Origin of the sequence: Mangrovimonas sp. YM274, assembly GCF_030908385.1 — a bacterium.
Lineage (GTDB): Bacteria > Bacteroidota > Bacteroidia > Flavobacteriales > Flavobacteriaceae > Mangrovimonas_A.
This window is the reverse complement of sequence record NZ_CP133091.1, coordinates 1,823,795-1,850,183: the sequence shown is the minus strand read 5'-3', so window position 1 is coordinate 1,850,183 and position 26,389 is coordinate 1,823,795. Positions and strand designations below refer to the sequence as shown.

19 protein-coding genes and 1 pseudogene are annotated in these 26,389 nt (G+C 40.4%); 18 read left to right on the top strand and 2 right to left on the bottom strand.

Annotated elements, in window-relative coordinates:
• Positions 1-2 precede the first annotated feature (2 nt).
• From RBH95_RS08075 to scpA, 6 genes are all read left to right on the top strand, one after another.
• On the top strand, positions 3-368 hold the full coding sequence (locus RBH95_RS08075; RefSeq protein WP_307902181.1) for an OadG family protein: 366 nt from the start codon (positions 3-5) through the stop codon (positions 366-368).
• 24 nt (positions 369-392) lie between these two features.
• Positions 393-818, top strand: coding sequence for a biotin/lipoyl-containing protein (locus RBH95_RS08070; RefSeq protein ID WP_307902180.1), 426 nt, complete (start codon positions 393-395; stop codon positions 816-818).
• Between the two features lie 67 nt (positions 819-885).
• Positions 886-2,199, top strand: coding sequence for a sodium ion-translocating decarboxylase subunit beta (locus RBH95_RS08065; RefSeq protein ID WP_307902179.1), 1,314 nt, complete (start codon positions 886-888; stop codon positions 2,197-2,199).
• A 47-nt stretch (positions 2,200-2,246) separates the two neighbouring features.
• Positions 2,247-3,557, top strand: a complete 1,311-nt coding sequence (locus RBH95_RS08060; RefSeq protein ID WP_307902178.1) for an acetyl-CoA hydrolase/transferase family protein — start codon at positions 2,247-2,249, stop codon at positions 3,555-3,557.
• Positions 3,558-3,590: 33 nt separating this feature from the next.
• Entirely contained in the window at positions 3,591-5,399 is a 1,809-nt protein-coding gene (locus tag RBH95_RS08055) for a methylmalonyl-CoA mutase family protein (protein WP_307902177.1), read from the top strand.
• Positions 5,400-5,436: 37 nt separating this feature from the next.
• The gene (scpA, locus tag RBH95_RS08050) at positions 5,437-7,566 is read left to right on the top strand and encodes a methylmalonyl-CoA mutase (RefSeq protein WP_307902176.1); all 2,130 of its coding nucleotides are present in this window, start codon (positions 5,437-5,439) and stop codon (positions 7,564-7,566) included.
• A gap of 127 nt (positions 7,567-7,693) precedes the next feature.
• Here scpA and RBH95_RS08045 read toward each other — a convergent pair whose 3' ends face one another.
• Together RBH95_RS08045 and meaB are read right to left on the bottom strand one after the other, a co-directional pair.
• On the bottom strand, positions 7,694-9,280 hold the full coding sequence (locus RBH95_RS08045) for an aspartate:alanine exchanger family transporter (RefSeq protein WP_307902175.1): 1,587 nt from the start codon (positions 9,278-9,280) through the stop codon (positions 7,694-7,696).
• Positions 9,281-9,418: 138 nt separating this feature from the next.
• Complete coding sequence (gene meaB, locus RBH95_RS08040; protein WP_307902174.1) at positions 9,419-10,438, bottom strand: methylmalonyl Co-A mutase-associated GTPase MeaB; 1,020 nt, start codon at positions 10,436-10,438, stop codon at positions 9,419-9,421.
• A 681-nt stretch (positions 10,439-11,119) separates the two neighbouring features.
• Between meaB and RBH95_RS08035 the strand changes: the two genes are divergently transcribed.
• The 12 genes and pseudogenes from RBH95_RS08035 (at position 11,120) to RBH95_RS07980 (ending at position 26,389) form a co-directional block, all read left to right on the top strand.
• On the top strand, positions 11,120-13,276 hold the full coding sequence (locus RBH95_RS08035) for a S46 family peptidase (protein ID WP_307902173.1): 2,157 nt from the start codon (positions 11,120-11,122) through the stop codon (positions 13,274-13,276).
• 284 nt (positions 13,277-13,560) lie between these two features.
• Positions 13,561-14,742, top strand: a complete 1,182-nt coding sequence (locus RBH95_RS08030; RefSeq protein WP_307902172.1) for a TlpA disulfide reductase family protein — start codon at positions 13,561-13,563, stop codon at positions 14,740-14,742.
• Between the two features lie 90 nt (positions 14,743-14,832).
• On the top strand, positions 14,833-15,375 hold the full coding sequence (locus RBH95_RS08025; RefSeq protein WP_307902171.1) for a hypothetical protein: 543 nt from the start codon (positions 14,833-14,835) through the stop codon (positions 15,373-15,375).
• Between the two features lie 79 nt (positions 15,376-15,454).
• Complete coding sequence (locus RBH95_RS08020) at positions 15,455-16,030, top strand: TMEM175 family protein (protein WP_307902170.1); 576 nt, start codon at positions 15,455-15,457, stop codon at positions 16,028-16,030.
• Positions 16,031-16,060: 30 nt separating this feature from the next.
• Positions 16,061-16,936: pseudogene (locus RBH95_RS08015) on the top strand (pirin family protein); the annotation flags it as partial.
• The gene (locus RBH95_RS08010; protein ID WP_307902242.1) at positions 16,937-17,248 is read left to right on the top strand and encodes a GNAT family N-acetyltransferase; all 312 of its coding nucleotides are present in this window, start codon (positions 16,937-16,939) and stop codon (positions 17,246-17,248) included.
• Between the two features lie 197 nt (positions 17,249-17,445).
• A complete protein-coding gene (locus RBH95_RS08005; protein WP_307902169.1) occupies positions 17,446-20,160 on the top strand; it encodes a phosphoenolpyruvate carboxylase in 2,715 nt (904 codons plus the stop codon).
• Between the two features lie 206 nt (positions 20,161-20,366).
• A complete protein-coding gene (locus RBH95_RS08000) occupies positions 20,367-21,320 on the top strand; it encodes a hypothetical protein (RefSeq protein ID WP_307902168.1) in 954 nt (317 codons plus the stop codon).
• A gap of 15 nt (positions 21,321-21,335) precedes the next feature.
• A complete protein-coding gene (locus RBH95_RS07995) occupies positions 21,336-22,619 on the top strand; it encodes an APC family permease (RefSeq protein WP_307902167.1) in 1,284 nt (427 codons plus the stop codon).
• A 62-nt stretch (positions 22,620-22,681) separates the two neighbouring features.
• Positions 22,682-23,161 (top strand): hypothetical protein, encoded by a 480-nt coding sequence (locus RBH95_RS07990; RefSeq protein ID WP_307902166.1) that lies wholly within the window; start codon positions 22,682-22,684, stop codon positions 23,159-23,161.
• A 219-nt stretch (positions 23,162-23,380) separates the two neighbouring features.
• A complete protein-coding gene (locus RBH95_RS07985; RefSeq protein WP_307902165.1) occupies positions 23,381-24,961 on the top strand; it encodes an amidohydrolase in 1,581 nt (526 codons plus the stop codon).
• Between the two features lie 27 nt (positions 24,962-24,988).
• Complete coding sequence (locus tag RBH95_RS07980; protein ID WP_307902164.1) at positions 24,989-26,389, top strand: alpha-amylase family glycosyl hydrolase; 1,401 nt, start codon at positions 24,989-24,991, stop codon at positions 26,387-26,389.

The following is a 26,389-nucleotide window of genomic DNA, read 5'->3' as shown; positions in this document are numbered from 1 at the left end:
TCATGACTATTCCATTATCCATAAGCAATATAGACGAAGGTTATGTCATCCTTCTTACGGGATTGATGATTGTGTTTTCAGGTCTGTTGACCTTGACCATATTTTTCAAATTTGGACTTCCTTTAATCCTCAAGTTTTACAACGGGTTGAAACCTGGAAAACCAAAAACGACAGATCAAACTATTGTCAACAAAACCATAGAAAAGGAATTTACAGGAGAAGTGGCCGCTGCCATTTCCATGGGAATTCACTTATACTTAAGCGAACAACATGACAATGAAAACGCTGTGTTAACCATAAAACAAGCCCGCAAAATGTACTCCCCATGGAGTTCCAAAATTTACGGCGCCTATAGTAACCGATTTTAAGAATATCCCTAGACAGCAAAAATCATGAAAAATTTCACATTTAACATAAATAAAAACAGCTACAAGGTAAAAATCATCTCTCAGGAAGAGAATACCATAAACCTTGAAGTAAACGGTACCAGCTATGCCGTGGAACTGGAACAGGAAATTAAAAAACAAAAAACGCCTGTGTTGGCAAGAAGATCTTCTTCTGCCAATAAGGAAAAACCGAAGGTGGTAAACCCTAGTTCTTCCAACAAACAGGCCATTACGGCGCCTATTCCCGGGGTTATTCTTGCCCTAAATGTTAAGGTTGGTGATCAGGTCAAGGAAAATGACCAACTATTAATCTTAGAAGCCATGAAAATGGAAAACAGCATTATGGCCGATAAATCAGGAGTAGTTTCTGCCGTTCATGTAACTGTTGGCAAGCAAGTATTGCAAGGTGACGCTTTGATAGAGATAGAATAACCAGCCATGTTTTCTTAAGAAATCAAGAAGTACCACAACTACTTTAACAGGCCCAAAACTAAAGAAAATGAAAAAATTAGCATTAATATTTGGAGTTATATCGATACTGCTTTGTATTAAACCAGTCCTAGGACTCACTTCAAGCGCTACCAATACAACCACCACAGAAATATCTACGAACACTACAAGTGATGATAATTTTATAACCGAAGCCTTTGATGGGGTTAAGCAATTTTATGCCTATACAGGTTTTGCCAACGCCCAATCTGGCCATATCATCATGATCATTATAGGGATTGTCTTCATATACCTAGGTATCAAGTTTGACTATGAGCCCTTACTTTTAATCCCCATTGGCACAGGAGTCATTATAGGAAATATCCCTTTTGTAATGGGCAACCAAACCGGTATTTATGAAACCGGATCCGTACTAAACTACTTGTACTTTGGGGTCGTCAAGGGGATTTACCCACCTTTGATATTCCTAGGAATTGGAGCGATGACCGATTTCTCTTCTCTGATTGCCAACCCTAAATTAATGTTGCTTGGAGCCGCTGCCCAAATTGGGGTATTCGGGACATTCTTAGGCGCCCTTTATCTTGGTTTTGCGCTTCCTGAAGCTGGTGCTATTGGGATAATTGGAGGGGCCGATGGTCCTACCGCCATCTTCCTGTCCTCTAAACTAGCCAATGGTATCAACATCCTTCCCGATGGTACTACCGTTAAAAACCTGATTGGACCTATCGCTATTGCCGCCTACTCTTACATGGCATTGGTACCGGTAATCCAGCCGCCAATCATGAAGTTGTTGACCACCAAAAAGGAACGTCTTATTAAAATGAAACCCCCAAGAGCGGTATCCCAAAAGGAAAAAATGATCTTCCCTGTGGCCGCCTTGTTGTTAACCACCTTTATTTCGCCTAGTGCCCTACCGCTATTAGGAATGTTGTTCTTTGGAAATTTATTGAAAGAATCAGGTCGTACCGAACGTTTGGCTGAAACCGCCAGAACCAAACTTATCGATATCGTGACCATTCTTTTGGGAGTTACTGTAGGAGCCTCCACCCAAGCAGACATCTTTATTACAAAAGACTCTATGCTGATCTTTGGATTAGGTGCCATTTCCTTCGTAATTGCCACTATGGGAGGGCTATTATTTGCAAAACTTATGAACGTTTTCCTTAAGGGTGACGAGAAAATAAACCCACTAATTGGAGCTTCAGGAGTCTCTGCAGTTCCAGATAGTGCACGGGTTGTACACGCTGAAGGTCTGAAGGCAGACCCTACCAACTATTTGCTCATGCACGCTATGGCACCAAATGTTGCTGGTGTTATAGGATCGGCCATTGCAGCAGGTATTCTATTAAGCTTTTTAGCTTAAACACTGAATAATAAAAAATACAAGCAACAATCTAAAATACTATTGTTATGAGTTTAGCAAATGTAATGAATCCACCAAAAGTATCAAGTGTACCAAATGTGATGACTGCAGAGGAAGCTTTAAAATTGGTAAAGTCTGGAAATACCGTACTCATTCAAGGTGCTTCTGCCACTCCTCAAACCCTGGTTAGAGCTTTGGTAGCAAGAGGCCCAGAGTTAAGAGACGTAGAAATTGTACACCTACATACCGAAGGAGAATGCGGCTATGTTGACCCAAAATTAAGAGATAATTTTCATACAAGCGCCTTTTTTATAGGTGGCAACATCCGTAAAAGCATTGGTGACACCGCTGATTATATCCCCATCTTTTTAAGTGACATCCCTAGTCTTTTTAGGGAGGGCTATATGGATTTGGATATAGTTTTAGTAAATGTATCTCCACCAGACAAACACGGCTTCTGTTCTTTGGGAGTCTCAGTAGACATTATTGTGTCGGCCATTGAAACGGGTAAAACCGTTATTGCCCAAATCAACTCCAAAATGCCTCGTACTTTTGGAGATGGTATTGTACACATTAGCAACTTTACGGCTTGTGTTGAAGTAGATGAACCTATCTATGAAATGCAATTGGCACCTCCTACCAAAGAAGAGGCTACCATTGGAAAAAACATTGCAGAAATTATTGAGGATGGCGCTACCTTACAAATGGGTATTGGAGGAATTCCAAATGCGGTACTCTCCTATTTGACCAATCATAAAAATCTGGGAATTCACACCGAGATGTTTTCCGATGGTATTGTAAGCTTAGTTGAAAAAGGAGTAATCAATGGGTCCAACAAAAAAATCAATCCACATAAAATAGTCTCCGGTTTTGCCATGGGAACCCAGCGTCTTTATGACTTTATGGATGACAATGCCGAAATTGAAATGCGGGATATCGCCTATGTTAATGATACGGCCGTCATTCGTCAAAACCCCAAGGTAACTGCCATCAACTCGGCTATTGAAATTGATATCACAGGACAAGTATGTGCCGATTCCATAGGAACACGAATGTTCTCTGGTGTAGGAGGCCAAATGGACTTTATGCGAGGGGCTGCCCTCTCCAAAGGCGGCAAACCTATTATTGCCATGACTTCAACGACCTTAAAAGGGGTATCTAAAATTGCGCCGATATTAAAACCAGGTGCCGGCGTTGTAACCACTAGAGCCCATGCCAGGTATGTAGTAACCGAATTTGGTGTTGCCAGATTATTTGGAAAGACCTTGAAAAAGCGTGCGGAAGCCCTCAGAGATATTGCGCATCCTGATCATAGAGAAGAACTGGACAAAGCCATTTTTGAACGTTTCGGTAAATAAGCGTCTACCAAAGTTCAACATAAAATCAAACGTATGAACACTCAAAACAACACACTATTTTCCAACTTTGCTCCCGTTACCAAAGAGGAATGGATGGAAAAAGTGACCATAGACTTAAAAGGAGGTAATTTTGAAAAACAATTGGTTTGGAAAAATTTAAATGATATAACGCTCCCTCCTCTTTACACGCCTGAAGATGCCATTTCTCCGCTGTCCAATACAGGAGAAAATGCCGCTTCATTTGTAAACTTCAGACATATCTATGTCAATTCTGCTACGGAAGCTAATACGCAAGCCCTCAAAGCCATTACTGAAGGCATTACAGGCTTGATTTTTGATGTGAAAACTGAAGTTTCCGTTGTCCAATTATTAAAGGATATTGACCTCAACACCATAAATGTGTCCTTTCAATTAGAACACAACTTATGGCAATTTGCTGTCAATTTCTTTGCATATGTACACAACCATTTAATAGCTCCAGAAAACTTACAAGGGTTTATGGACCTTAATGTTATTACAGAGTATGTCACCACAGGAAACCTTTCCAAACCAAAACTTGAGGATATTAATCGTCTTGTAGAGCTTAGTAGTGCCTACCCTAATTATAAAACTTTAAGCATTTCCGGTACTGCCTTTTTAGATTCGGGAAGTAATCAAGTTCAAGAAGTCGCCTTTACTTTAAACGCCTTGGTGTATGTCATTGAATGTTGCTTAAAGCATGGCGGTGATCCTGAAGCTTTATTCAACAACCTTCATGTGCAGTTAGGAATAAGTTCGGAGTATTTTGTTGAAATCGGAAAATTTAGAGCCTTCAATAGCCTGTTGGCTGCTATTGCCAAAAGCTATGGCGTTAGCGACTATAACCATTGTTTAACCGCTAAAACTTCCGTTTGGAGCAAATCCGTCACCGATCCCTACACCAACCTGTTACGCGCCACTACCGAAACCATGTCGGCGCTGTTAGGCAATGTAGATGGTGTTGTCATCGATCCGTTTGACAAGGAGTTTAAGGAAACCTCAGCGTTTTCAAATAGAATTGCCGGCAATATCTCTACGATTTTAAGAGAGGAATCTTACTTCGGAAAAGTGGCCAATCCTGTGGACGGTTCCTATTACATAGAAGATGTCAGCTCCAAAATAGCCGATAAATCACTGGCTTTATTTAAAGAAGTAGAAGCTAAAGGTGGTTTCTACGAAGCTTTTGAAAGCGAATATATCCAACAGCAAATCGCTGAAATCCGTCAAAGAAAACTTACCCTTTTAAGTCAGCGTCGTTTGGCCATGGTGGGGGTTAACAAATACCCTAACCTAATGGAGCGTATTCCTTCCAATATCTTATCCGAAGGAAGCTCTCAATCCAGCAAATTGTTGACACCTCGTCGCGCTACGTTGGAAATTGAAGCACTTAGAAGAACTACTGAAGAACTTGTAGAGACCACTAAAAAACGTCCTATTGTAGAGCTTAGCAGTTTCGGAAATCTCACCATGAGAAAAGCAAGAGCTGCTTTTTCATATGACTTTTTAGGGGTTTCAGGTTTTGAGGTTTGGCAAGAGAAAAGCTATACTTCAGCTCAAGAAGCCGCCGAAAGCAGTGCCGCTTCCAACTCAGATGTCGTGGTAATCTGTAGCTCCGACCAGGATTACGAAACGGATGCTCTAGACTTTGTAAGAGCCTTTAGATCCCTTAACAAAGATAAAATTCTGTTACTGGCCGGAAATCCCGTAGCACTAATAGATTCCCTAAAAGAGGCAGGATTGGATGATTGCATCCATATCAAATCGGATGTTATTCAAACTATTTCGGGGATACAACATAAACTAAATGGCCTAGTTGCACACTAACCTGTGAAAGACCATTGACTCACAAAAACAATGACTTATGAAACGAGATTTTTCAACTCTAAGTTTAGACCATAACACACAGGCACCCAAAGCTGCAGGCAAAAAAGCCGTTTGGAATACCCCTGAAGGCATCCCTGTGAAAACTCATTTTACAAAAAAAGACATAGACGAAGCAGAGCACTTAAACTTTGTAGCAGGTTTACCTCCTTTTACCAGAGGGCCTTATAGTGCCATGTATGCCTTACGTCCATGGACTATTCGTCAATATGCGGGTTTCTCGACTGCGGAAGAATCCAATGCCTTTTACAGAAGAAATTTAGCTGCTGGACAAAAAGGACTTTCGGTAGCGTTTGATTTGGCTACCCATAGAGGCTACGATTCCGATCACCCAAGGGTAACCGGTGATGTTGGTAAGGCAGGTGTTGCCATTGATTCCATTTTGGATATGGAAATTTTATTCGACCAAATTCCTTTGGATAAAATGTCGGTGTCCATGACCATGAACGGTGCCGTACTGCCTATTATGGCCTTTTATATTGCAGCTGCCAAAAAACAAGGCGTGGCTTTGGACCAACTGAGTGGTACCATTCAAAATGATATCCTCAAAGAGTTTATGGTACGTAACACCTACATTTATCCGCCGTTACCTTCCATGAAGATTATCGGGGATATTTTTGAATACACCACCCAACACATGCCTAAGTTCAATTCTATCTCTATTAGCGGGTACCACATGCAGGAAGCAGGTGCCACGGCAGATATTGAATTGGCCTACACCTTGGCAGACGGTTTGGAATACATTAGAACAGGATTGGCCGCAGGACTAAAAATCGATGAATTTGCACCACGACTTTCCTTCTTTTGGGCTGTGGGAATGAACCATTTTATGGAAATTGCCAAAATGCGTGCGGCACGTATGCTTTGGGCAAAAATCATTAAACAGTTCAACCCCAAAAATCCGAAGTCCATGGCATTGCGTACCCATAGCCAAACTTCGGGATGGAGCTTGAGTGAACAGGATCCGTTCAACAATGTAGCCAGAACTTGTATTGAAGCCATGGCTGCCGGTTTGGGAGGCACACAATCCTTACACACCAATGCTTTGGATGAGGCGATTGCCCTTCCTACGGATTTCTCGGCAAGGATTGCACGTAATACCCAAATTTACATTCAAGAGGAAACCCAAATCACCAAAGCGGTTGATCCTTGGGCAGGTTCTTATTATGTAGAATACCTTACTCAAGAAATTGCTAAAAAAGCGTGGAAACTCATTGAAGAGGTTGAGGAATTGGGTGGTATGGCCAAAGCCATTGAAACTGGCGTTCCTAAAATGCGTATTGAAGAAGCCGCTGCTCGAAAACAAGCCAGATTGGATTCTGGTCAAGATATTTTGGTGGGTGTGAACAAATACCAAACCGACGAGAAATCGGATATTGAAATCTTGGAGGTGGATAATTCCGCAGTGAGAACGTCTCAAATCGAACGTTTGAACAGCCTTAAAGCTAACAGAGACCAAGCTTTGGTAGACACTAAACTAAAAGCACTTTCCCATTGTGCTGAAACAGGCAAGGGCAACCTATTGGAATTAGCCGTAGATGCCGCCGAAAACTTTGCCACTTTGGGTGAAATCTCCGATGCTTTGGAAGCTCACTTTGGACGCCACAAAGCAGATACCAAACTTATCAGTGGTGTTTATAGAAAAGAGGTGAAAGATGATTACACCTTTGAGGAAGCCCAACAATTGGCAGATAAGTTTGCTGAAATTGAAGGTCGCAGACCAAGAGTCATGATTGCCAAAATGGGACAAGATGGTCATGATAGAGGCGCTAAGGTAGTCGCTTCCAGTTTTGCCGATCTTGGCTTTGATGTGGACATGGGACCTTTGTTCCAAACCCCAGAAGAAGTAGCCAAACAAGCTATAGAAAACGACGTGCACTTTGTGGGGGCCTCCAGTTTGGCTGCAGGACATAAAACCCTAATTCCACAATTGATAAATGAATTGGAACAATTGGGAAGACCTGATATTCTAGTATTTGCCGGAGGTGTAATTCCTGAACAGGATTACCAATACTTATTAGACCGTAAAGTAGCTGCTGTATTTGGCCCAGGAACCGTAATTGCCAAATCAGCTATTACCATCATGGAGAAATATTTAGAACACGATTAATAGTACTTTTTTTGTTTACATCTGTTTGATTAAAAGCTTCGGGGTGCGTTTAACATCTTGGAGCTTTTTTTCTTTTAAACAAGTTCAGTTTTAGAGGAAAACTAAAATATTGCTTTTCAACATAATTTTAAAGCAACCCCAATATTTGAGTACAGATAATCAAAAGTACCATGGCAATAGGATACACAGTGGCATAAGCAACTGAAGGAGCGTCTGTAGAAGTCATACTATCAACTGCTGCCAATCCTGGTGTGCTGGTCATGGAACCGGTAAGCGTCCCCAATAAGGTTAGGGTATTTATTTTAAAAAACACCTTAGCTATCAGGGCAGCCAAAAACATAGGCAAAAAGGTAATGATACCGCCGATGAGAAACAATTTAATACCGTATTGCGAATAGGTATCTACTAGGGTGGCTCCTGCTTTCGTCCCTACTACAGCCAAGAACAACATTAGCCCAAATTGTCTTAATAATTGATTGGAATTACCACTCATTACCCATAATACAGGTCCTGTTTTACCAATCCGGCCAAGCACCATGGCAACAATAAGCACTCCTCCCGTTAAGCCTAAATTAAAACTAAAGCTATCTCCAAAGGCAATAGAAACACCTCCCACCAAAATCCCAATAACAATTCCTAATGCCAAAGGAAAGAAATTGGTGTCGGACAATTTACTCTTGTTATCCCCAATCAATTCGGAAATCTGAGGAACACTTTCCTTTTCACTTGAAATCATCAATTTATCCCCTATTTGCAATCTCAATGTTGAATTGGGAGATAAATCGATGCCACTTCTGCGAATACGAGTAATGGTAGCATTAAAGTTATCTCTTAAATTAAGCTCTCCCAATGACTTATTGACCAACTCCGTTTTGGTCATTAAATAAGACTGAACCACATATTCCTTCCCTAATTCAATTTCAACATTGGATTGTGGCCCGATAAGCAGCTCTACCCGTCTTAAAGCTTCTTTGGTACCAACTACTCTTATGTAGTCTCCCTTGTGCAATACCGTATCTTTATGAGGTATAAAAGCATGTCCTTCGTGCATTACCCTTGAAATAACCCCTTTGGTCATTGAACGCACTCTCAATTCCGCTATAGTCCTGTCAATAGCTCCTTCATTCTCTACCATAAAAGTACATCTAGTAATAGCTTCGTAATGTCCATGTACCTTTTCTTCATAATCGACTTCTTCCTTTTTCAAATTTATTTTGAAGACTTTGGGATACAGCTTCACAAACAAAATCACTCCAATCACTCCAAAAGGATAAGCAATACCATAGCCTATGGAAGCCAGGGGCGACTCAGTAACATCGATAGCCGTGGCCAAACCAGGTGTACTGGTCAACGCTCCAGACATTAAGCCAATTGCAATAGGCTTTTCAATATGAAACAGTACCATGGAAAGGTAAGCCAGAAAAGCAGCAGAAAGCACCACCAAAACCGATATCGCTACCAAATTTTTACCCTGTTCCCTGAAAGAATCAAAAAATCCAGGTCCTGCTTGTAGCCCAATGGTATAGATAAATAGAATCAGTCCAATTTTTTGTAAGATATCGGGTAAGGAGACTCCAAAATGGCCAAATAACAAAGCCACGAAAATAATAGCAGAAATGTCCAGTGAAATTCCTTTTATCTTGATATTTCCAATGATAAACCCTATACAGATTATCAAAAATAAAGCAAGGTATGATGTGTGCAAAAAGTCCATATTCGTTGGTTGTAATCTTCGTTGAGTTATGAAATAACTATACTAAGGCCCAATTTCAAAGTCCGAATAAATTTACAGAAATTAAGCTGACCTATCGTCGTTTTTCTTGAATTTATACGAACGAATCCCTTAAATAATTTAACTCGTTTCCAAGCTTATAGCCTCTTTAAATTGAGCTATCATATCTTCGGCTGCCTTTACAGGAGAAATTTGAGAGGCCATGATTTGGGCTTCCAATTTTGGCAATTGTTTTGCAATGGTTTCAGAACCGTAGAACAATTGTTTTAGCTCTTCATTAATGGTATCGTACATCCACTGTATTCTTTGCTGATTTCTATTTTCAACAAAATAGCCATTGCCAACAACCAGTTCCTTATAACTCAAGATATTTTCCCAAATGGTTGCAATGCCCGTATTGTGCAAAGCGGAAGCCTTCGTAACTGTTGGAGTCCACCCCGATTCTGAAGGCGGAAACAAGTGTAATGCATTTTGATATTGCAACCTTGCCCTATCGCTCTGTTTGACATTATCTCCATCGGCTTTGTTAATGACTACCATATCGGCCATTTCCATAATGCCCTTTTTAATCCCTTGCAATTCATCGCCAGCACCGGCCAACATAAGCAGTAAAAAGAAATCGGTCATGCCATGCACCGCAGTTTCAGATTGACCAACCCCCACAGTTTCAATTAAAATAACGTCGTAGCCTGCCGCTTCACATAATAGCATGCTTTCTGCAGTTTTATTGGCCACGCCTCCTAAAGTATCGCCAGAGGCGGAAGGTCGTATATAAGCCTCGTCCATTCCGCTAAGCTCCTCCATACGGGTTTTGTCGCCTAAAATACTTCCTTTGGAACGTTGACTACTGGGGTCTATTGACAAAATAGCAACCTTATGTCCTAGTGAAATGAGGTATTTCCCAAATGCTTCAATAAAGGTACTTTTACCCACGCCCGGGACTCCTGTTACCCCAATACGAATAGACTTTCCGGAGGCTTGTAATATGTTTTGAATGATTTCCTTTGCAAGTATTTTATCACTCTCCAAATTACTTTCCACAACAGTAATGGCACGTGACAAAATCATACGATCTCCCTTTAGCACTCCGTCAATATAGGCTTGAGCGGAAAGTCGGTTTTTTGGTTTGTAGTGTTTCATGGTAATAATGTTACTACAAAAATAAGAAGTGTAGTTTATTTATAATATGACATTGGTCCTTAATTGAACATATTATGCTTTTAATTGGGGTTGCATTTTAAAACAGGTTGACCTTAACTACACCTTAGGATGACCTTAAGTTGACCTTAGGATAACCTTAGGAGGCCCCCCCTGAAATTTTCACGGACATTCTATCCATAAATGCTGAACTAAAATGAGGCTCTTTCATAAAATAGGTTTGCGGTATTGGTAACACAAGACGATTTAAACAAAAAACCAATCTACATATTACTAGATTTTTCAAGCCGCTGCCAACGGATACAACTAAGTACTAGGCCCATCACAAGTCCCGTTTACCCATTGTAACTAATTGTATTTAAACTCTGTACGATCTTTCTTTTGAGCAAGCATTACAACAGGCATGAGTTTTATCCCCTTAATGCAAAACGAACCGTTAAATACTCTGCTAGTCATCGATAAAAACCCATAAAAGTTAATGGGTATAATCGCACTTAAAAACCGTATTACAAACAGCAATCTGCCAAGGGTTAAGGATTACTTAAAATATGGCCAAAATCAAAATATTACCCCTATTTTTGCGCGTTGTTAACAGGACCTTGGGGCGCAAAAGTAACCCCTTGTCTTGAGCACACTTATTATTAAACTAAACACAAAATAAAAATGAAGAAAATTAGTCTGTTAATCCTTATTTTTTGGATTTCATTACCAGTCTCCCTATTTGCCAATGAAGGCATGTGGTTTTTGATGCACATCGAACGCCTCAACCATCGCGACATGCAAAAAATGGGACTTCAATTGACTCCAGAGGAAATCTACAGTATTAATAACCAAAGCTTAAAGGATGCCATTGTCCAGTTCAATGGTGGATGTACGGCCAGTATTATTTCAGAAAATGGGCTTTTACTTACCAATCACCACTGTGGGTATGATGCTATTGCCGAGCTATCTTCAGCAGAGCAAAACCACCTTAAAAATGGCTTTTGGGCCAAGTCTTTAAATGAAGAATTAAAACCTGAACAATTATATGTAAGATTCTTTGTGAGAATGGACGATGTGTCTGAACGCATTTTGTCTAAAGTAAACGCTTCAATGACTGAAATAGAGCGCGAAGCCATCATCAATCAAGAGATTGCAAAAATTGAACAGGAAAATAGCGAAAATGGTAAATATAAAGTTTCTGTACGTTCCTTCTTTCAAGGAAACGAGTATTACTATTTTGTATATGAAGATTATACCGACGTAAGATTGGTTGGAACACCTCCAAAAAGTCTAGGGAAATATGGTGGTGACACCGATAACTGGGAATGGCCACGCCACACAGCAGACTTTTCACTTTTCAGAGTCTATGGAGATGCCAATGGACAACCTGCAGAATATTCAACTAACAATGTACCCTTAAAGGCCAAACACCATTTACCTGTGAATATTGATGGTGTGGAAGAAGATGATTTCGCCATGATTTTGGGCTATCCAGGAAGAACCAACCGTTGGATGCCAGCCGAAGGAATCGAGCAAAACGTTAATTACGCTTACCCAGCTTGGGTGGAAGGCTCTAAATTAAGCATGGATGTTATGAAAAAGTATATGGACCAAGACGAGTCCATCAACTTAATGTACGCCTCAAAATATGCCGTTATTGCGAATTATTGGAAAAACCGTCAAGGCATGATTGACGCCCTAACGGCTCATAAAACTGCCGAAACTAAGCGTAAAACCGAAAGCAAGTTCAACAAATGGGCCAACAAATCTGCCAACAAAGACACCTATGGAAATGTTGTTTCCAATATTAACAACTATTACAGTTTAACGAACGACAAGGCGAAACACGACAACTACCTAAGGGTTATTCTACGCTCCAGCACATTTTCTAATTTACCATATAGAATAGGTCAAATTTTTGAAACCTACATCTCATCCAATGAGGCTAAACGTGCAGAATTGTCTCCAAAAATCAAGGCCTATATTGAAGCTTTGTACAAGGACCACTATTTACCACTTGAAAAGGAAATATTGGCAGAGCAACTCAAATTGTATGCTTCAAAATCCAATTACCAATTGCCAGAAGTCATTGCCAATGTAAAGGCTGAGGACAACCTAGACACCTATGTCAATGCTTGTTTCCAACTAAGTATGTTTACTACCAAAGAAGGCGCATTGGCCTTCTTGGATTACCCTAATGCCGAATTATTGGCAAACGACCCACTCTATATCCTTTCTGAAGCTTTGTTGACCAAGTATAGAGAGCAACCAGAGCATCTTGTACAACCTTTAAACGACTATCAAGCATCCTTCAGATTGCTAGTTGATGGCTTACGTAAATCTGGTTTGAGCAAGATCAGTTATCCAGATGCCAACTCTACCCTTCGTTTGACCTATGGAAAAGTAAGAGCTTTGCCAAAGGATTCGAGAAACGATGCCAGCATCAACAATTACACTACCCTAGAAGGTATGGTAAACAAATACAAGCCTAATGATGAAGAATTTGATTTACCGGCAAAGATGCTTGAGATGTTCGAAAAGAAAAATTATGGGCGATACGCCAACAGTCAGGGGCAACTTCCTATAAACTTCTTAACAGACAATGATATTACTGGTGGTAATTCTGGCTCGCCTGTGTTGAATGGCAAGGGAGAGTTAATTGGTTTGGCTTTTGATGGCAACATTGAAGCAATGGCCGGTGATGTTATATTTGATAAGGATTTACAGCGTACTATTAATGTAGATGTTAGATACCTACTTTGGTTGATAGACACCTACTCCAATGCGTCAAATATCATCGATGAATTAACCATCATAGCTACAGACAATCAAAGCTAGATCACTTCGTTGAAATAGCAAACATTGATACAAAAAACCGAGAGCATGTGCTCTCGGTTTTTTTTGATATACCTAGCACTCCCATCCCTTAAAATTGAAAGTCTATTCCCTACTAAATCATTGCCTGTCAAAATTTGACCTACCAAAACCTTAATGCTAATTTCAAAATGGTATAGGCAACCGGCCAAATCATTTTGATTTTTTCTTCTATTTATCCCCTTATAAACATGGACACAACAAACCAAAAATCTTAGATTTGTTGTACAACATAAACCCAACAACTCATGAGCCTAAAACAGTCCTTAATATTAGCCTCTATCACTATAAGCATATTCTCCTGTCAATCGCCAGCTGATATTTCTGGTTCCTTAACAGGTCTTGAACAAAAGGGGGCAAAAATCTACCTTTTAAAGCCCGAAAATTTAAAAGCGGTAGCAGCTCCTTATTTTGCAAAAGTTATCGATTCGGCCACTATTGAAGATGATGGCAGTTTTAAATTCCAAACCATGCCTGCCACTGCTTCAGGCAGCTTATTGGAGTTGGCTGTTCAACCTACAGGCAAAGCCGCCAACTATTTGGAAACGGAAACTCCTGAAAGCGCCAACTATATGCCTTTTGTTTGGCAACAGGGAGAAAGTATACATATTTCTGCCCAATGGGAGGCATTTCAGAAAAGTTTCAGTATGGCAGCACCATCTCAAGTGAATTTAGCACTACTCACCCTTAGAGACCTTAAATATCAAGCTTACCAAAACCATTTGGCAGGAAAGGAATGGCAAATTGAAGATGGCAGCCAATTACTGGAAAAAGAACACGCCATTTTAGACTACCAAACGGAATTGATCAACTTTGCCGATAGCAGTTCTCATTTTCTACCTGCTATGGCAGCCTTACGTTGGGTTAGCCCCGAACATGATTATGAACGTATTCCTGAATTTTTAGTACGCCAATGCAGTAAATGGCAGGAAAGTATGCCTGAACACCCTTGGACACAGGAACTTTGCAAGGATAGTGATGCGGCTAATTTACCTGTGTTGGTTGGAGATAAGTTTCCTGATGCCGCACTACCAACCCTTACAAAAGATACCGTTAGTCTGTATGCGCAATTAGGCCGTAAACTTACCGTTATAGACCTTTGGGCGTCATGGTGTGCACCATGCCGTAAAGAAAACCGCGAAGTACTGGTGCCTTTATGGGATACCTACCATGAACAGGGGTTTCAAATTGTTGCCTATGGTTTAGAAAGCAATGCCTCTACATGGAAGGCTGCAACAGAATTTGACGGCGCCAATCGTTGGTTTCATGCATCGGACCTGCAAGGAGACAATGCTGCTTTTTTGAAACACATACGGGTACAAACCATTCCTGCCAATTTTATCCTAAATGCAAATGGTATGGTAATTGCCAAAAACTTACATGGGGAGGATTTGATACAGTTTGTTGATGCGTATATGAAGACGAAGTAAAAGCATACACTCCTATAATAACCTTAGTTTCCTTTTCTATAGCAGATTGATAATGACATCTACACATCACATACCTCATAATTTCAAAACATGAATCAATTCCTTATCAGTCTACTAATATGTGCTTACATTATTGCAGGAACCAATCCAGCTATAAACCACCCCCAAAACACAAAACAAAACGCCAACATTAAATGTTCCGAAGGAGGCTGCACAGGCACCTATACAGGTCCTGAATTTATCAACGGTTCTGATATTGCCCATCAATTTTCCAACAAAATGTCTGGAGCTATAGGCAACAAACTGAAAGCACTTTACCAGGCGGGTATTTACAGCAAAGTGGATTTCAGCAACATAACAATGCATACCGAAGGTATGGGAACTAGGCAGGTTATTTACAGCCTATCTATTCCTTTTGTTAGGGTAAAAGAGGCCTGCGACGCCTATACGTCTTTTGACCATGTTGGTGGTTGGAACCATTCTCCTGCTTTGGCAAGAAGAAAGCAAGAACTCTCCAAAGCTCTTATGAATGGCCAAGAATTGCATATTAGTGATTTAAAAACAACTCCTGAAGGTTTACAGGAATATTGGATTCAATGGAAACATAAAATATTGCAATCCAACTGCAAATAATCCCCACATTACCCCTGCTTGCCCATCACAATTTTTTAGTGTAATTTACTTTTGACAATTCGACACTAAAAACAACACCATGACCACCAACAGATTGGAAGCCTTTAGCGATGGTGTTTTGGCCATCGTCATTACCATAATGGTTTTGGAAATGCAGGTTCCCGAAGGCTCCAGTTGGGAAGCCCTAAAACCTGTACTTCCCAAATTCATGTCGTATGTGCTTAGTTTTATCTATTTGGGGGTGTATTGGAACAACCACCACTATTTGTTCCAAGCTATGGAAAAAGTGAACGGCAGTGTCTTGTGGTGTAATCTATTCTTGCTGTTCAGTTTGTCTTTGGTGCCGTTTACTACAGGGTGGATGGGTGAAAACCATTTTGACACCTATCCCGTTGCGCTTTATGGTATCAACCTACTTTTAGCAGCCATTGCCTTTTTAGTTTTGGAAAAAGCAGCGATTAAATTTGAAGGTAAAACTTCCAAAATTGGCAAGGCTCTTTCCGGTAACAAAAAGGAATACGCATCTCTTGTTTTGTATCTTGTAGGTGTTGTCACTTCGTTCTTTCTTCCAGTAATTGGTATCCTACGCTATGTTATAGTGGCCATTATGTGGATCATCCCAGATAAGCAGATAGAAAACACCCTTCAAAACTGAAAAACCTAATCCTTTCAAACTCATGCTACCATGTCCAACATCCAATTGATTATCGAAGAACGCGCTGCCGATATTGGCAATTTTTTAGTGGGAAGGCTTTTGCCTTTTCGCCAAAAACGGGCGGTTGGTCCTTTCGTGTTTATTGACCATATGGGACCGGCTGAACTTAAGGACTATCAAAATTTGGATGTACCACCACATCCGCATATAGGCTTGTCTACCCTCACCTATTTGTTTGAGGGCGCTATTTTTCATAGAGACAGTTTGGGAACAGCCATGGAAATACAGCCAGGAGCGGTTAATTGGATGACCGCCGGTAAAGGTGTGGTCCATTCAGAAAGGACTCCAGACTACTTGAGAACAACGGATAAAAAACTCCACGGCCTTCAAATTTGGGTAGGCCTTCCCAAAGACTTGGAACAATCGGAACCGTCTTTTCACCATATTGAGGCCTCCGACATCCCCTCGTGGAAAGATAAAGGCATCCATATCAAGCTTATTGCAGGCAAAGCCTTTGGCAAAACATCACCTGTGCCGGTACACAGTGATTTATACTTTTTGGAGTTAAAAAGTACAACCGAGCAAATGGCCTCTATTGGCCACGCCCTGTATGGAGAATCCGCCCTTTACATCTTGGAAGGGGGCATTAAAAGTGATGGTCACCAATATGGTCCCAAGCAAATTTTAATTGCCAAGGACAGTACTCTCTGCGCTTTTGAAATGGAGGCCAATACCACCATATACATTTTTGGAGGCACCCCATTCCCTGAAGAACGTTTTATTCATTGGAATTTTGTGAATTCGGACAAAGCTATTTTGGAGCAAGCTAAAGTGAACTGGAACGAACAAAATCTGGAAGCTTTCCCCAAGGTACCTGGAGATGACGAAGAATTTGTTCCCCTACCCATATATAACAAACCGAAAAACACGATACGTTTCACAAGAGAAGAACACGACAAAAAAGGAACCTTTACCATTTTTGAAAACGGTAAACCCGCAGGAAAAATGACCTATGTTTGGGCCGGTAACAACAAATTCATCATAGACCACACCGAAACCTTTGAAACGTTTTCGGGCAAAGGTTACGGCAAACAGCTTGTGCTAAAAGGAGTGGCATATGCCAAATCCAAAGGGGTTAAAATCCTTCCGTTGTGTCCTTATGCCAAACGAGTAATGGAGCAAGACGAAAATTTACGCATGAGTATCTATAAAAATTGATTCCGCAAAGGCCATTGCCCATCACAATAACTTAATACAAAAAAGAAACTTAAAACCTTCAAATTCACTATATTTAGGCATCATACCACTATTTATTTTACAGCCCCAATTTTTGGATGCATAAAAACCATAAGCCTGTTTTTTTGTCATCCTTGTCTATTTTAATTTTAGGAAACAAAGATTTAAACCACTATAAAATGATGAAGATAGCACTGCAGCAAAAGGGACTAAAAAAAATAAAAGCAGATTTCCAATACTTATTATCCGTCTTTAAAGAAATGCTTGTATCCATTGATGAAGCCGAACTGGTTGATATTTTACCATTCGACAATTTGGATGCTGCGGCGAAAACATACAGCTCTAATGAAAAAATGACCCAGGCTATAGGCATTTGCTTTGAGCTTCTAAATTTAGCCGAAGAAAATGCCGCCACCCAATACCGAAGAGAATCGGAAACCCAATTTGGCATTGAAACCACCCGCGGATCTTGGGGAGAAACGCTTCACCAATGGCATACTGAGGGATTGGACGAAAAAGACATTGCTGAAAAGTTACGGCAAATTATGGTGATGCCGGTTTTAACAGCCCATCCCACAGAAGCCAAGCGCTTAACCGTATTGGACATTCATCGGGAACTCTATTTGCTTTTGGTGAAAAGGGAAAACCCCAATTGGTCCACCTCGGAACAAGCCCAATTAAAACAGGAAATGATTAGTTTAATGGAGCGTTGGTGGCGAACCGGGGAAATCTACCTGCAAAAGCCTCGTCTTGAAGACGAGCGCGGCAATCTCATGCATTATTTTGTAAATGTCTTCCCCGAAGCGGTTAGGTTAACAGACCAACGGTTACAGCATGCCTGGACTACCCTTGGGTACTCGCCTGAGCTTTTGGAATGGCCCGAGCAGTTTCCGCTCATTCAATTTGGCAGTTGGGTTGGCGGCGATAGGGATGGCCACCCTTTTGTGACACCAGAGTTCACAGCCTCTACCCTAAGATTACATAGGAAGGCCATACTACAGGTTATACACCAACAACTTTTTGACCTCGCTGCAGAGCTAAGTATCTCCAGTTATATCACGCCCATTCCAAAGGGTTTTTTAAAGGACATTGCAACCGCGGCCCAATTGTTTGGTGCTGAAGGACAAAAAGCTATCGATAGAAACCCATCAGAACCGTTCCGTCAATATGTGAATCTATTATTGGTGCGCTTGGAACATACCATTGAAGACAATCATAGCCTGGGAGAGGCCAGTTATTTTAAATCATCTAAGGAATTAGTGCTGGAACTCCAAAAATTACGGCAAGTACTCATTGATTTGGGAGCGGTACACATGGCCAAGCAATGGCTATTTCCTATTGAACGCCTCGTTCAATGTTTCGGATTCCATTTGGCCAAGTTGGATATTAGACAAAACAGCGCCTATCACGAAAAAGCCATCAGCCAAATGCTGGCAAGCTCAGGTTATGCCAATTCAGACTATGCCCAATGGGATGAGGCCCAACGCTTGGATTTTTTAAATAAAGAACTTACCAATAACCGTCCATTTTTGGTTGCAGGGACCTCCTGCGGTCCTGAAGCGGATAATGTCCTCGGCTATCTACGCGAAGTAAGACGGTATGTAAACCTTTATGGCACAGAAGGCATTGGTTCTATCATAGTAAGTATGACCCGATCTTTGAGTGATTTGCTTGTAGTGTATTTATTTTTGAGAGAGGTTGGTCTTAAAGATGCGGGACTAATGGTGGCTCCCCTCTTCGAAACCATAGACGACTTGAATGCAGCACCTGAGATTTTAACCTCCTACCTAAACCATCCTATTGTTAAGCAACGGCGTGAAACCTTAGATGGGTTTACCCAAGAAGTCATGTTGGGTTATAGCGACAGTAACAAAGATGGGGGCATCCTCACCAGCCGTTGGAACATTTACAAAGCCGAAGAAAATTTAACCCAGGCCGCCAATGCTTTGGGAATTAAAGTTTGCTTTTTCCACGGACGTGGGGGAACCATTAGTCGTGGGGGCGGGAAAATCCATCGGTTTTTGGACAGTATGCCTCCAGGGTCCTTGAGTGGCCACATTAAAATGACAGTCCAAGGAGAAACCATTGCCAATCAATTTGCCAATAAATTAACGGCAAGCTACAATCTTGAAATGTTTTTAGCGGGAACGGCTAGACAAACCGTCAAAACCCCTCCAGTAGACAAAAATTCAAAAGTGTACGGCATGATGGATATTTTGGCTGATTTAAGCAGAATACATTACCGAAAATTACTAGATCATCCCAAGTTCATGGAGTTATATTCGCATGCCACTCCAATAGATGTCTTAGAACTGAGCAAAATTGGTTCTAGACCAGCACGCCGTACAGGACAGCGTACCTTAAACGATCTAAGATCGATACCCTGGGTGTTTAGTTGGAGTCAATCCAGATTCAACCTAAGTGGTTGGTTTGGATTGGGCGGGGCTTTGGACGAGTTTCAAGAACACTATCCCGAGGACTATGAACAGCTGAAACAATTAGCTTTGGAATGGCCTTTTTGGAAATACCTCCTTATTCAAATTGAATCAAACCTCTTGGATTCAGATATCGATATCATGAAACAGTTTGCTGAACTGATTCAAGATTCGGAAACCAAAGCGGAACTCATAACTTTAATTATCAACGATTACCATTCTTGCCTGCAGGAAATTGACAATATCTTTACTGAGCCCATGGCCACTAGGCGCATTTCCAAACTTGAGGATATGAAATACAGAAACCATGCGCTAAAGTCCTTAAGCGAATTACAGGTAAGCTACCTGAAAAAATGGAGAGCCATTCGTGAAACAGACCCTAAACAGGCCGAGCACTACTTGGTACAACTCTTGATTTTAATAAATGCCTTATCGACAGGCTTAAAAGGCACTGGTTAATTCCCTGTTTATCAATCATATTGGGAAACTTATTACAGAGCCCATTTTATCCAAAGGGAAAACACTGGAGTTTAATTGACACGAGACGGGCATTTCTTTGGAGCTCTCGCAAATAAAAACTCTAGATATTGCAACATACGGTCCTAAAAAACAAAATGTTATCTTTAAAGGAGCTTTATTTTATTTCTATCTAAAATTCATTCATTATGAAATTACTTTTGAAAACATTTTTAGCCCCCTTTTTTATCGCTGTAGCAATTTTGACTTCCTGTAAAGACAGCCCTAAACGTAATACGTCCTCTGTTAACAGTACAGATTCCATGGATTCCCCAAATTATGTGACTGTAAGTTCCACTGGAATGAACTTTGAAATGGTAGATGATATCCCTTACGGTTGGACCACTTTTAAATATGAAAACAATTCATTGGATCCTCACTTCTTTATACTAGAAAAAATGCCAGATAGCTTGGGCATCGAAGCCTTTAAACAAGAGTTGATTCCTCCTTTTTTAGCAGCATTCAAGCATTTTGACCAAGGTAATGTGGAAGCTGGCATGCAAGCATTTCAGAATATTCCAGAATGGTTCCAACGTGTAGAACTGGGCGGAGGTGTTGGGTTAACATCTGGACAAACCTCATCAGAGTCTACGGTATACCTAAGCCCTGGCACCTATGTTATGGAATGTTATGTCCGCATGCCCGATGGTATGGCCCATACTTTTATGGGTATGCTCAAAGAATTAAGAGTACAAAATACTCCTAATAATCTGGAACCGCCCAAAGCGGACCTCCCTATAACAATATCCAGTGAGCGCGGCATTCAGTTTGTCGATTCGCTTAAAGCAGGATCCTATACCTTTTCCGTGGATTTTGAAGATCAAAAGAAATATGAGCATATGTTGGGGCATGATGTTAATTTGGTGAAGCTTGAAAATGATTCTTTAGTAACCACCTTAGGCCAATGGCTAAACACGGCCAACATTAAAGCCTTTAGGACGCCAGCTCCCAAAGGTGTAAGTTTTCTGGGAGGTGTTGAAGATTTACCCGAAAAAAGCAAAGGCTTTTTTAAAGTTCAACTGGACCCTGGGCAATACCTCTTGATATCAGAAATTCCCAATTGTATAGAACGCAAAATGTATACAGGCTTTAAAGTGTATTAAGCAATCAAGGTTTATATGAACAAAACAATAGGCCTTAAAGAAGCTATTTCTATAGGCATTGGCGGTATGGTTGGTGGCGGCATTTTTGCCGTGTTAGGTCTGGCCGTAAGTTTGGCTAAGGGCGGCACACCAATTGCCTTTTTATGGGCAGGACTGTTGGCCTTGATTACCTCCTACTCTTACGTAAAACTCTCCTTGCACTATCCTGACCGTGGCGGCACCGTAAAATTTATCAATCAAGGATTTGGGAAATCGGTGTTTAGCGGTGCTATGAATAATCTGTTGTGGGTGAGTTATATTATCATGTTGTCTTTGTATGCCTCGGCCTTTGGAGCCTATGCCCCTAACCTGTGGCAAATCACACATGACAAAACCATCGATTTTCATATTTATGCTAGTGGCATTATTATTTTGGCAACAGCTATTAATTATTACAGTATTGCTGTAGTTGGTAAAATAGAATCTTATGCCGTCGTTATTAAACTGATTATTCTTATCGGGTTTGTTGGTATTGGTGCCTTTGGTTTAATAGGGAATCCCAATATCGAACAATTGGCCGTTGCCAATTGGGAACCCTTTATTCATTTGTTTGCGGGAGGGATGGTTATTTTTGTGGCTTATGAAGGTTTTGAACTGATTGCCAATGCCGCTCCAGATATTGTCAATCCCAGCCGCAATATTCCAAGGGCCTATTATACTTCAGTCCTTTTTGTGATTGTCCTATATGTCATCATTGCTTTGGTTACGGTGGGCTCCTTACCTTTCCAAAATATTGCGGATGCACAGGATTATGTATTGGCTGAAGCTGCCAAACCCATGTTGGGGCAAGTAGGCTTTACTATTATTACCATAGCAGCCTTGATTTCGACCTTTTCCGCCATTAACGCCTCACTTTACGGCGGTAGTAGGGTGAATTATGAAATTGCCGAAGATGATGAACTACCACATCACTTTTTAGCTAAATTTTGGAACCACCCTATTGGGCTGCTCATCACCTCTATAGCGACTTTGATTCTGGTGAATGTTTTGAAATTGGAAAGTATTTCCACCGCTGGGAGTATGGGATTCCTATTGATTTTTGGAATTGTTAATCTGGTTGGATTCAGATTGGCCGGAGACACAGGAAGCAATAAATTCATTCCCTTAATTGGCTTTGTTTTGTGCATGACCGCCCTTGTGGTACTCATCCAGCAACAGTATCGCACTAATTTGCTTGGTATTTTGGTATCCTTTGGAATTATTGCTGGCTGTTTTGTGATGGAATATTTGTATAAGCGGTCTGAGAGATTTAGAAACTGATAGCTTTATAAAGCACAAAAACAACTATATTTATAAAAGGCTTGACATTAATTTAAAATTTAATGAAACTAAACTCAGTACTTTTTATTCTTATAATTTCAATTAGTTGTAGTGGATCAAAACATAAAACTGAGATAGATAAAACATATACTAAGATAATCAGTCAAAAATTCAAAAACACTGATTCCTTAGAAATCGAAATAATATACAAACAATTATCTGGATGCGTCGATTTAAATTATGGTCGAATCTATATAACACAACGGAACAAGAAAATGTTTTTTTATCATTCATCAACGAATGAAGCATCTGAAACCGAGCATTTCTCAGGGTCTATTAATGGATTGATTGATTTAGTTATTGCTTTTGAAAGTGAAGCCAAAGAATCGAATTCAGGATGTGGCGGATATGCCGATGGTACAGCATATGAAATAGATTTAAAAATAAATAATGAAGAAACAAAATTTGGATTTTGTAAAGAAGTTTATGATGGCTTGAATAAGTTAGTTAACCAAATTAAAATATTGAAACAAATAAACTAATATCAACACCATGTCCCTTTATTGTTTTGAATTTTCCTCTCAAAGAAATCAAACAAGACCATTGCCTGCTATAAAAATTATATATTATGAAACTAAAAATTTTGGGGGCTCTTGTTTTAAGTCTTGTACTTTTTTCCTCCTGTAAAAAAGAAACTCCCGTAATTGATGGTACCGGTACCACAGTGTATTACAACGGCGATATTATAACAATGGAAAGCGATGCTCCAGAGTATGCCCAAGCGCTTGTTGTTCGGGGGGGGCAAGATTGTATATGTGGGAGAATCGGCAGAGGCGATGACTAAGGCTGGTAAAGGGCATACTATGATAGACTTGGAAGGAAAAACATTGGTTCCCGGCTTTATAGATGGCCACTCCCATTTCAGCAGTTTTGGTGCTCAAGCTGTATGTGCCAATTTATTGGCTTCGCCAGATGGCAAATGCAATACCATTCCGGAACTTATATCGGAACTAAAAGACTGGTATAAAAAAAATGGAGTGGACAAAACCAATGGTTGGATTGTCGGACTAGGCTTTGATGATGCCGCACTCCAAGAGCATAGATTTCCAACCAAGGAAGATTTAGACCAAGTATCCACAGATTTGCCTGTAATGGCTTGTCACATATCGGGGCATTTCAGTGTAGTAAACTCTAAAGGGTTGGAATTATTGAATATAACCAAGGATACCAAGGACCCCGCTGGCGGTATTATACGAAGAATGCCTAATAGCCAAGAACCCAATGGGGTTATGGAAGAGTTAGCGAGTATTCCCGCCATGTTAAAGGTATTAACACCAAGTTCTTCAGAATTAGGGGATTTTTTTATTGAAAAAGGGTTTGAATTAGCTACCAGTTATGGCTATACTACGGCTCAAGAAGGACGGGCTATGGAAAACCATCTGCAGTTGGCCGATTATGCCAAGCGCGGAAAAATGCCAATTGACGTCAATTCTTATGTCGATTATATGTATCCTCAGTATATGGAAACTGAATGGTATGGCAAGGTCTATAAAAATCATTATAGAATCGCTGGAATTAAATTAACGTTGGATGGCTCTCCTCAAGGCAGAACCGCTTGGAGAACTGTGCCCTATACGTTACCTCCCGATGGACAGAATGCAGATTACAGAGGTTACCCTGCTATTCCGGATGACAATGAAGTTGCCAGAATTGTAGACATGTCCCTAAAAAATAATTGGCAAATGCAAATCCACTGTAATGGGGATGCAGCTCTAGACCAATATTTAAAAGCTCTTGAACCTGCAGTTAAAAAGTATGGAAATAATGACCGACGTAACACACTAATACATGGTCAATTAATTAGGACAAACCAAATAGACAGCCTTAAAAAATATGATATTGTAGCATCCCTTTTCCCAATGCACACTTTTTATTGGGGAGACTGGTATAAACAAATTATAGGTAAAGAAGCAGCCATGCACATTAGCCCCATCAAAACTTGTATGGATAAAGGCGTTCATGTTACCAGTCATACCGATGCCCCTGTTGCCCTACCTAATCTAATGATGATCATGCATACAACTGTAAATAGGGTTTCACGCACTGGAGATATTATTGGCAAAAATGAACGTTTAACACCTTATGAGGCAATGAAATGTATCACATCTTGGTCTGCCTATCAATTGTTTGAAGATGATATCAAAGGGACCTTAAGTGAAGGTAAATTAGCAGATTTGGTGATTTTGGATAAAAACCCATTGAAGGTTGATCCTATGACATTAAAAGACATTAAAGTTCTGGAAACTATTAAGGAAGGGAAAAGCGTTTATAAACGAAAATAGCCATTGCCTGCTATTAAAATCATCAATATGAAAAACACAGTCTACTACTTCTTTTTAATAGCATTTCTTACTGCATGTCAAAACAATGTAACAGAAAACAAGCAAGAGCATGTTAAGCCTAAAATTGAAGACAGGTATCAACCACAGGAATACGTCAAGCTCACTCATCCAGAATGGTCAAGGAATGCCGTGATCTATCAATTAAACACAAGACAGTTTACGGACGAGGGTACCTTTGAATCGGCTCAAAAGCAACTGCCTCGTTTAAAGGAATTAGGGGTAGACATTATTTGGTTGATGCCCATTCATCCCATTGGTGTCAAAAACAGAAAGGGAACTTTAGGCAGTCCATACTCGGTGAAAGATTATTACGACGTCAACCCTGAATTTGGCAATTTACAGGACTTAAAAAATTTTGTTGATGATGCCCATAAACAAGGCATGCATGTCATTCTAGATTGGGTTGCCAATCACACGGCTTGGGATAACAATTGGGTGGTAGATCACCCCGATTGGTACGAGAAAGATTTTAAGGGAGATTTTAGACCTACTCCATGGTGGGATTGGGATGATATCATTGACCTCGATTATAACAATCCTGAGGTTAGGAAAAACATGACGGACGCTTTGAAATACTGGGTTAAGGAAGCAGATATTGATGGCTACCGCTGTGATGTTGCAGGCTTTGTACCTGTAGAGTTCTGGAATAATGCCCGGGAGGAGCTCGATGCCATAAAACCCGTTTTTATGCTGGCCGAATGGGAATTTAGAGATTTACATGCCAAAGCCTTCGACATGACCTATGCTTGGAGCTGGAATGAAACTGTCCATAAGATCTGTACAGGCAAAGCAGATGTTAATGGCCTGTATATTTACTATTCTTGGAATGAATGTGCCTTTCCTCAAAATAGTATGCGCATGACCTTTGTAAGTAACCACGACAAGAATGCTTGGGAAGGTACCATGTGGGAGCAATTTGGAGACGGTTTGGAAGCTGCAATTGTACTTTCTGTTGTTGGGGAAGGAATGCCCTTGATATATAACGGTCAGGAAGCTGGAAACAAAAAGAGACTGGCATTTTTTGAGAAGGATCCTATCCAATGGCAAGAACATTATATAGGCGATTTATACAAGAAGTTGTTTGCGCTAATGAAAACCAACACAGCTTTATGGCATGCCAAATGGGGCACAACCATGATAAAAGTTCCCAACAATGCAGAAAGTGAAGTTTTTAGTTTTGTGAGACAAAATGATAAAGATAAAGTTTTTGCCGTTTTTAATTTTTCAGAGAACAAAAGGACTGTAGAGTTTAAGGAATCTTTGTATCACGGGAACTATAAAGACTTCATTTCAAATGAACCCGTGGAACTCAATAAAAACACTAAAATTGAAATGGCACCATGGGCTTTTAAAGTTTTTGTGAAATAG

What these genes read in the sequence shown, in the direction of transcription:
- RBH95_RS08065 (WP_307902179.1), top strand. Translation starts at nt 886, where the DNA reads ATGAAAAAATTAGCATTAATATTTGGAGTTATATCGATACTGCTTTGT.
- RBH95_RS08045 (WP_307902175.1), bottom strand. Translation starts at nt 9,280, where the DNA reads ATGGACTTTTTGCACACATCATACCTTGCTTTATTTTTGATAATCTGT.
- RBH95_RS08070 (WP_307902180.1), top strand. Translation starts at nt 393, where the DNA reads ATGAAAAATTTCACATTTAACATAAATAAAAACAGCTACAAGGTAAAA.
- RBH95_RS08075 (WP_307902181.1), top strand. Translation starts at nt 3, where the DNA reads ATGACTATTCCATTATCCATAAGCAATATAGACGAAGGTTATGTCATC.
- RBH95_RS08020 (WP_307902170.1), top strand. Translation starts at nt 15,455, where the DNA reads ATGACCACCAACAGATTGGAAGCCTTTAGCGATGGTGTTTTGGCCATC.
- RBH95_RS07985 (WP_307902165.1), top strand. Translation starts at nt 23,381, where the DNA reads ATGCTCCAGAGTATGCCCAAGCGCTTGTTGTTCGGGGGGGGCAAGATT.
- RBH95_RS08000 (WP_307902168.1), top strand. Translation starts at nt 20,367, where the DNA reads ATGAAATTACTTTTGAAAACATTTTTAGCCCCCTTTTTTATCGCTGTA.
- RBH95_RS07990 (WP_307902166.1), top strand. Translation starts at nt 22,682, where the DNA reads ATGAAACTAAACTCAGTACTTTTTATTCTTATAATTTCAATTAGTTGT.
- RBH95_RS08060 (WP_307902178.1), top strand. Translation starts at nt 2,247, where the DNA reads ATGAGTTTAGCAAATGTAATGAATCCACCAAAAGTATCAAGTGTACCA.
- RBH95_RS07980 (WP_307902164.1), top strand. Translation starts at nt 24,989, where the DNA reads ATGAAAAACACAGTCTACTACTTCTTTTTAATAGCATTTCTTACTGCA.
- RBH95_RS08005 (WP_307902169.1), top strand. Translation starts at nt 17,446, where the DNA reads ATGATGAAGATAGCACTGCAGCAAAAGGGACTAAAAAAAATAAAAGCA.
- RBH95_RS08025 (WP_307902171.1), top strand. Translation starts at nt 14,833, where the DNA reads ATGAATCAATTCCTTATCAGTCTACTAATATGTGCTTACATTATTGCA.
- RBH95_RS08055 (WP_307902177.1), top strand. Translation starts at nt 3,591, where the DNA reads ATGAACACTCAAAACAACACACTATTTTCCAACTTTGCTCCCGTTACC.
- RBH95_RS08030 (WP_307902172.1), top strand. Translation starts at nt 13,561, where the DNA reads ATGAGCCTAAAACAGTCCTTAATATTAGCCTCTATCACTATAAGCATA.
- scpA (WP_307902176.1), top strand. Translation starts at nt 5,437, where the DNA reads ATGAAACGAGATTTTTCAACTCTAAGTTTAGACCATAACACACAGGCA.
- RBH95_RS08035 (WP_307902173.1), top strand. Translation starts at nt 11,120, where the DNA reads ATGAAGAAAATTAGTCTGTTAATCCTTATTTTTTGGATTTCATTACCA.
- RBH95_RS07995 (WP_307902167.1), top strand. Translation starts at nt 21,336, where the DNA reads ATGAACAAAACAATAGGCCTTAAAGAAGCTATTTCTATAGGCATTGGC.
- meaB (WP_307902174.1), bottom strand. Translation starts at nt 10,438, where the DNA reads ATGAAACACTACAAACCAAAAAACCGACTTTCCGCTCAAGCCTATATT.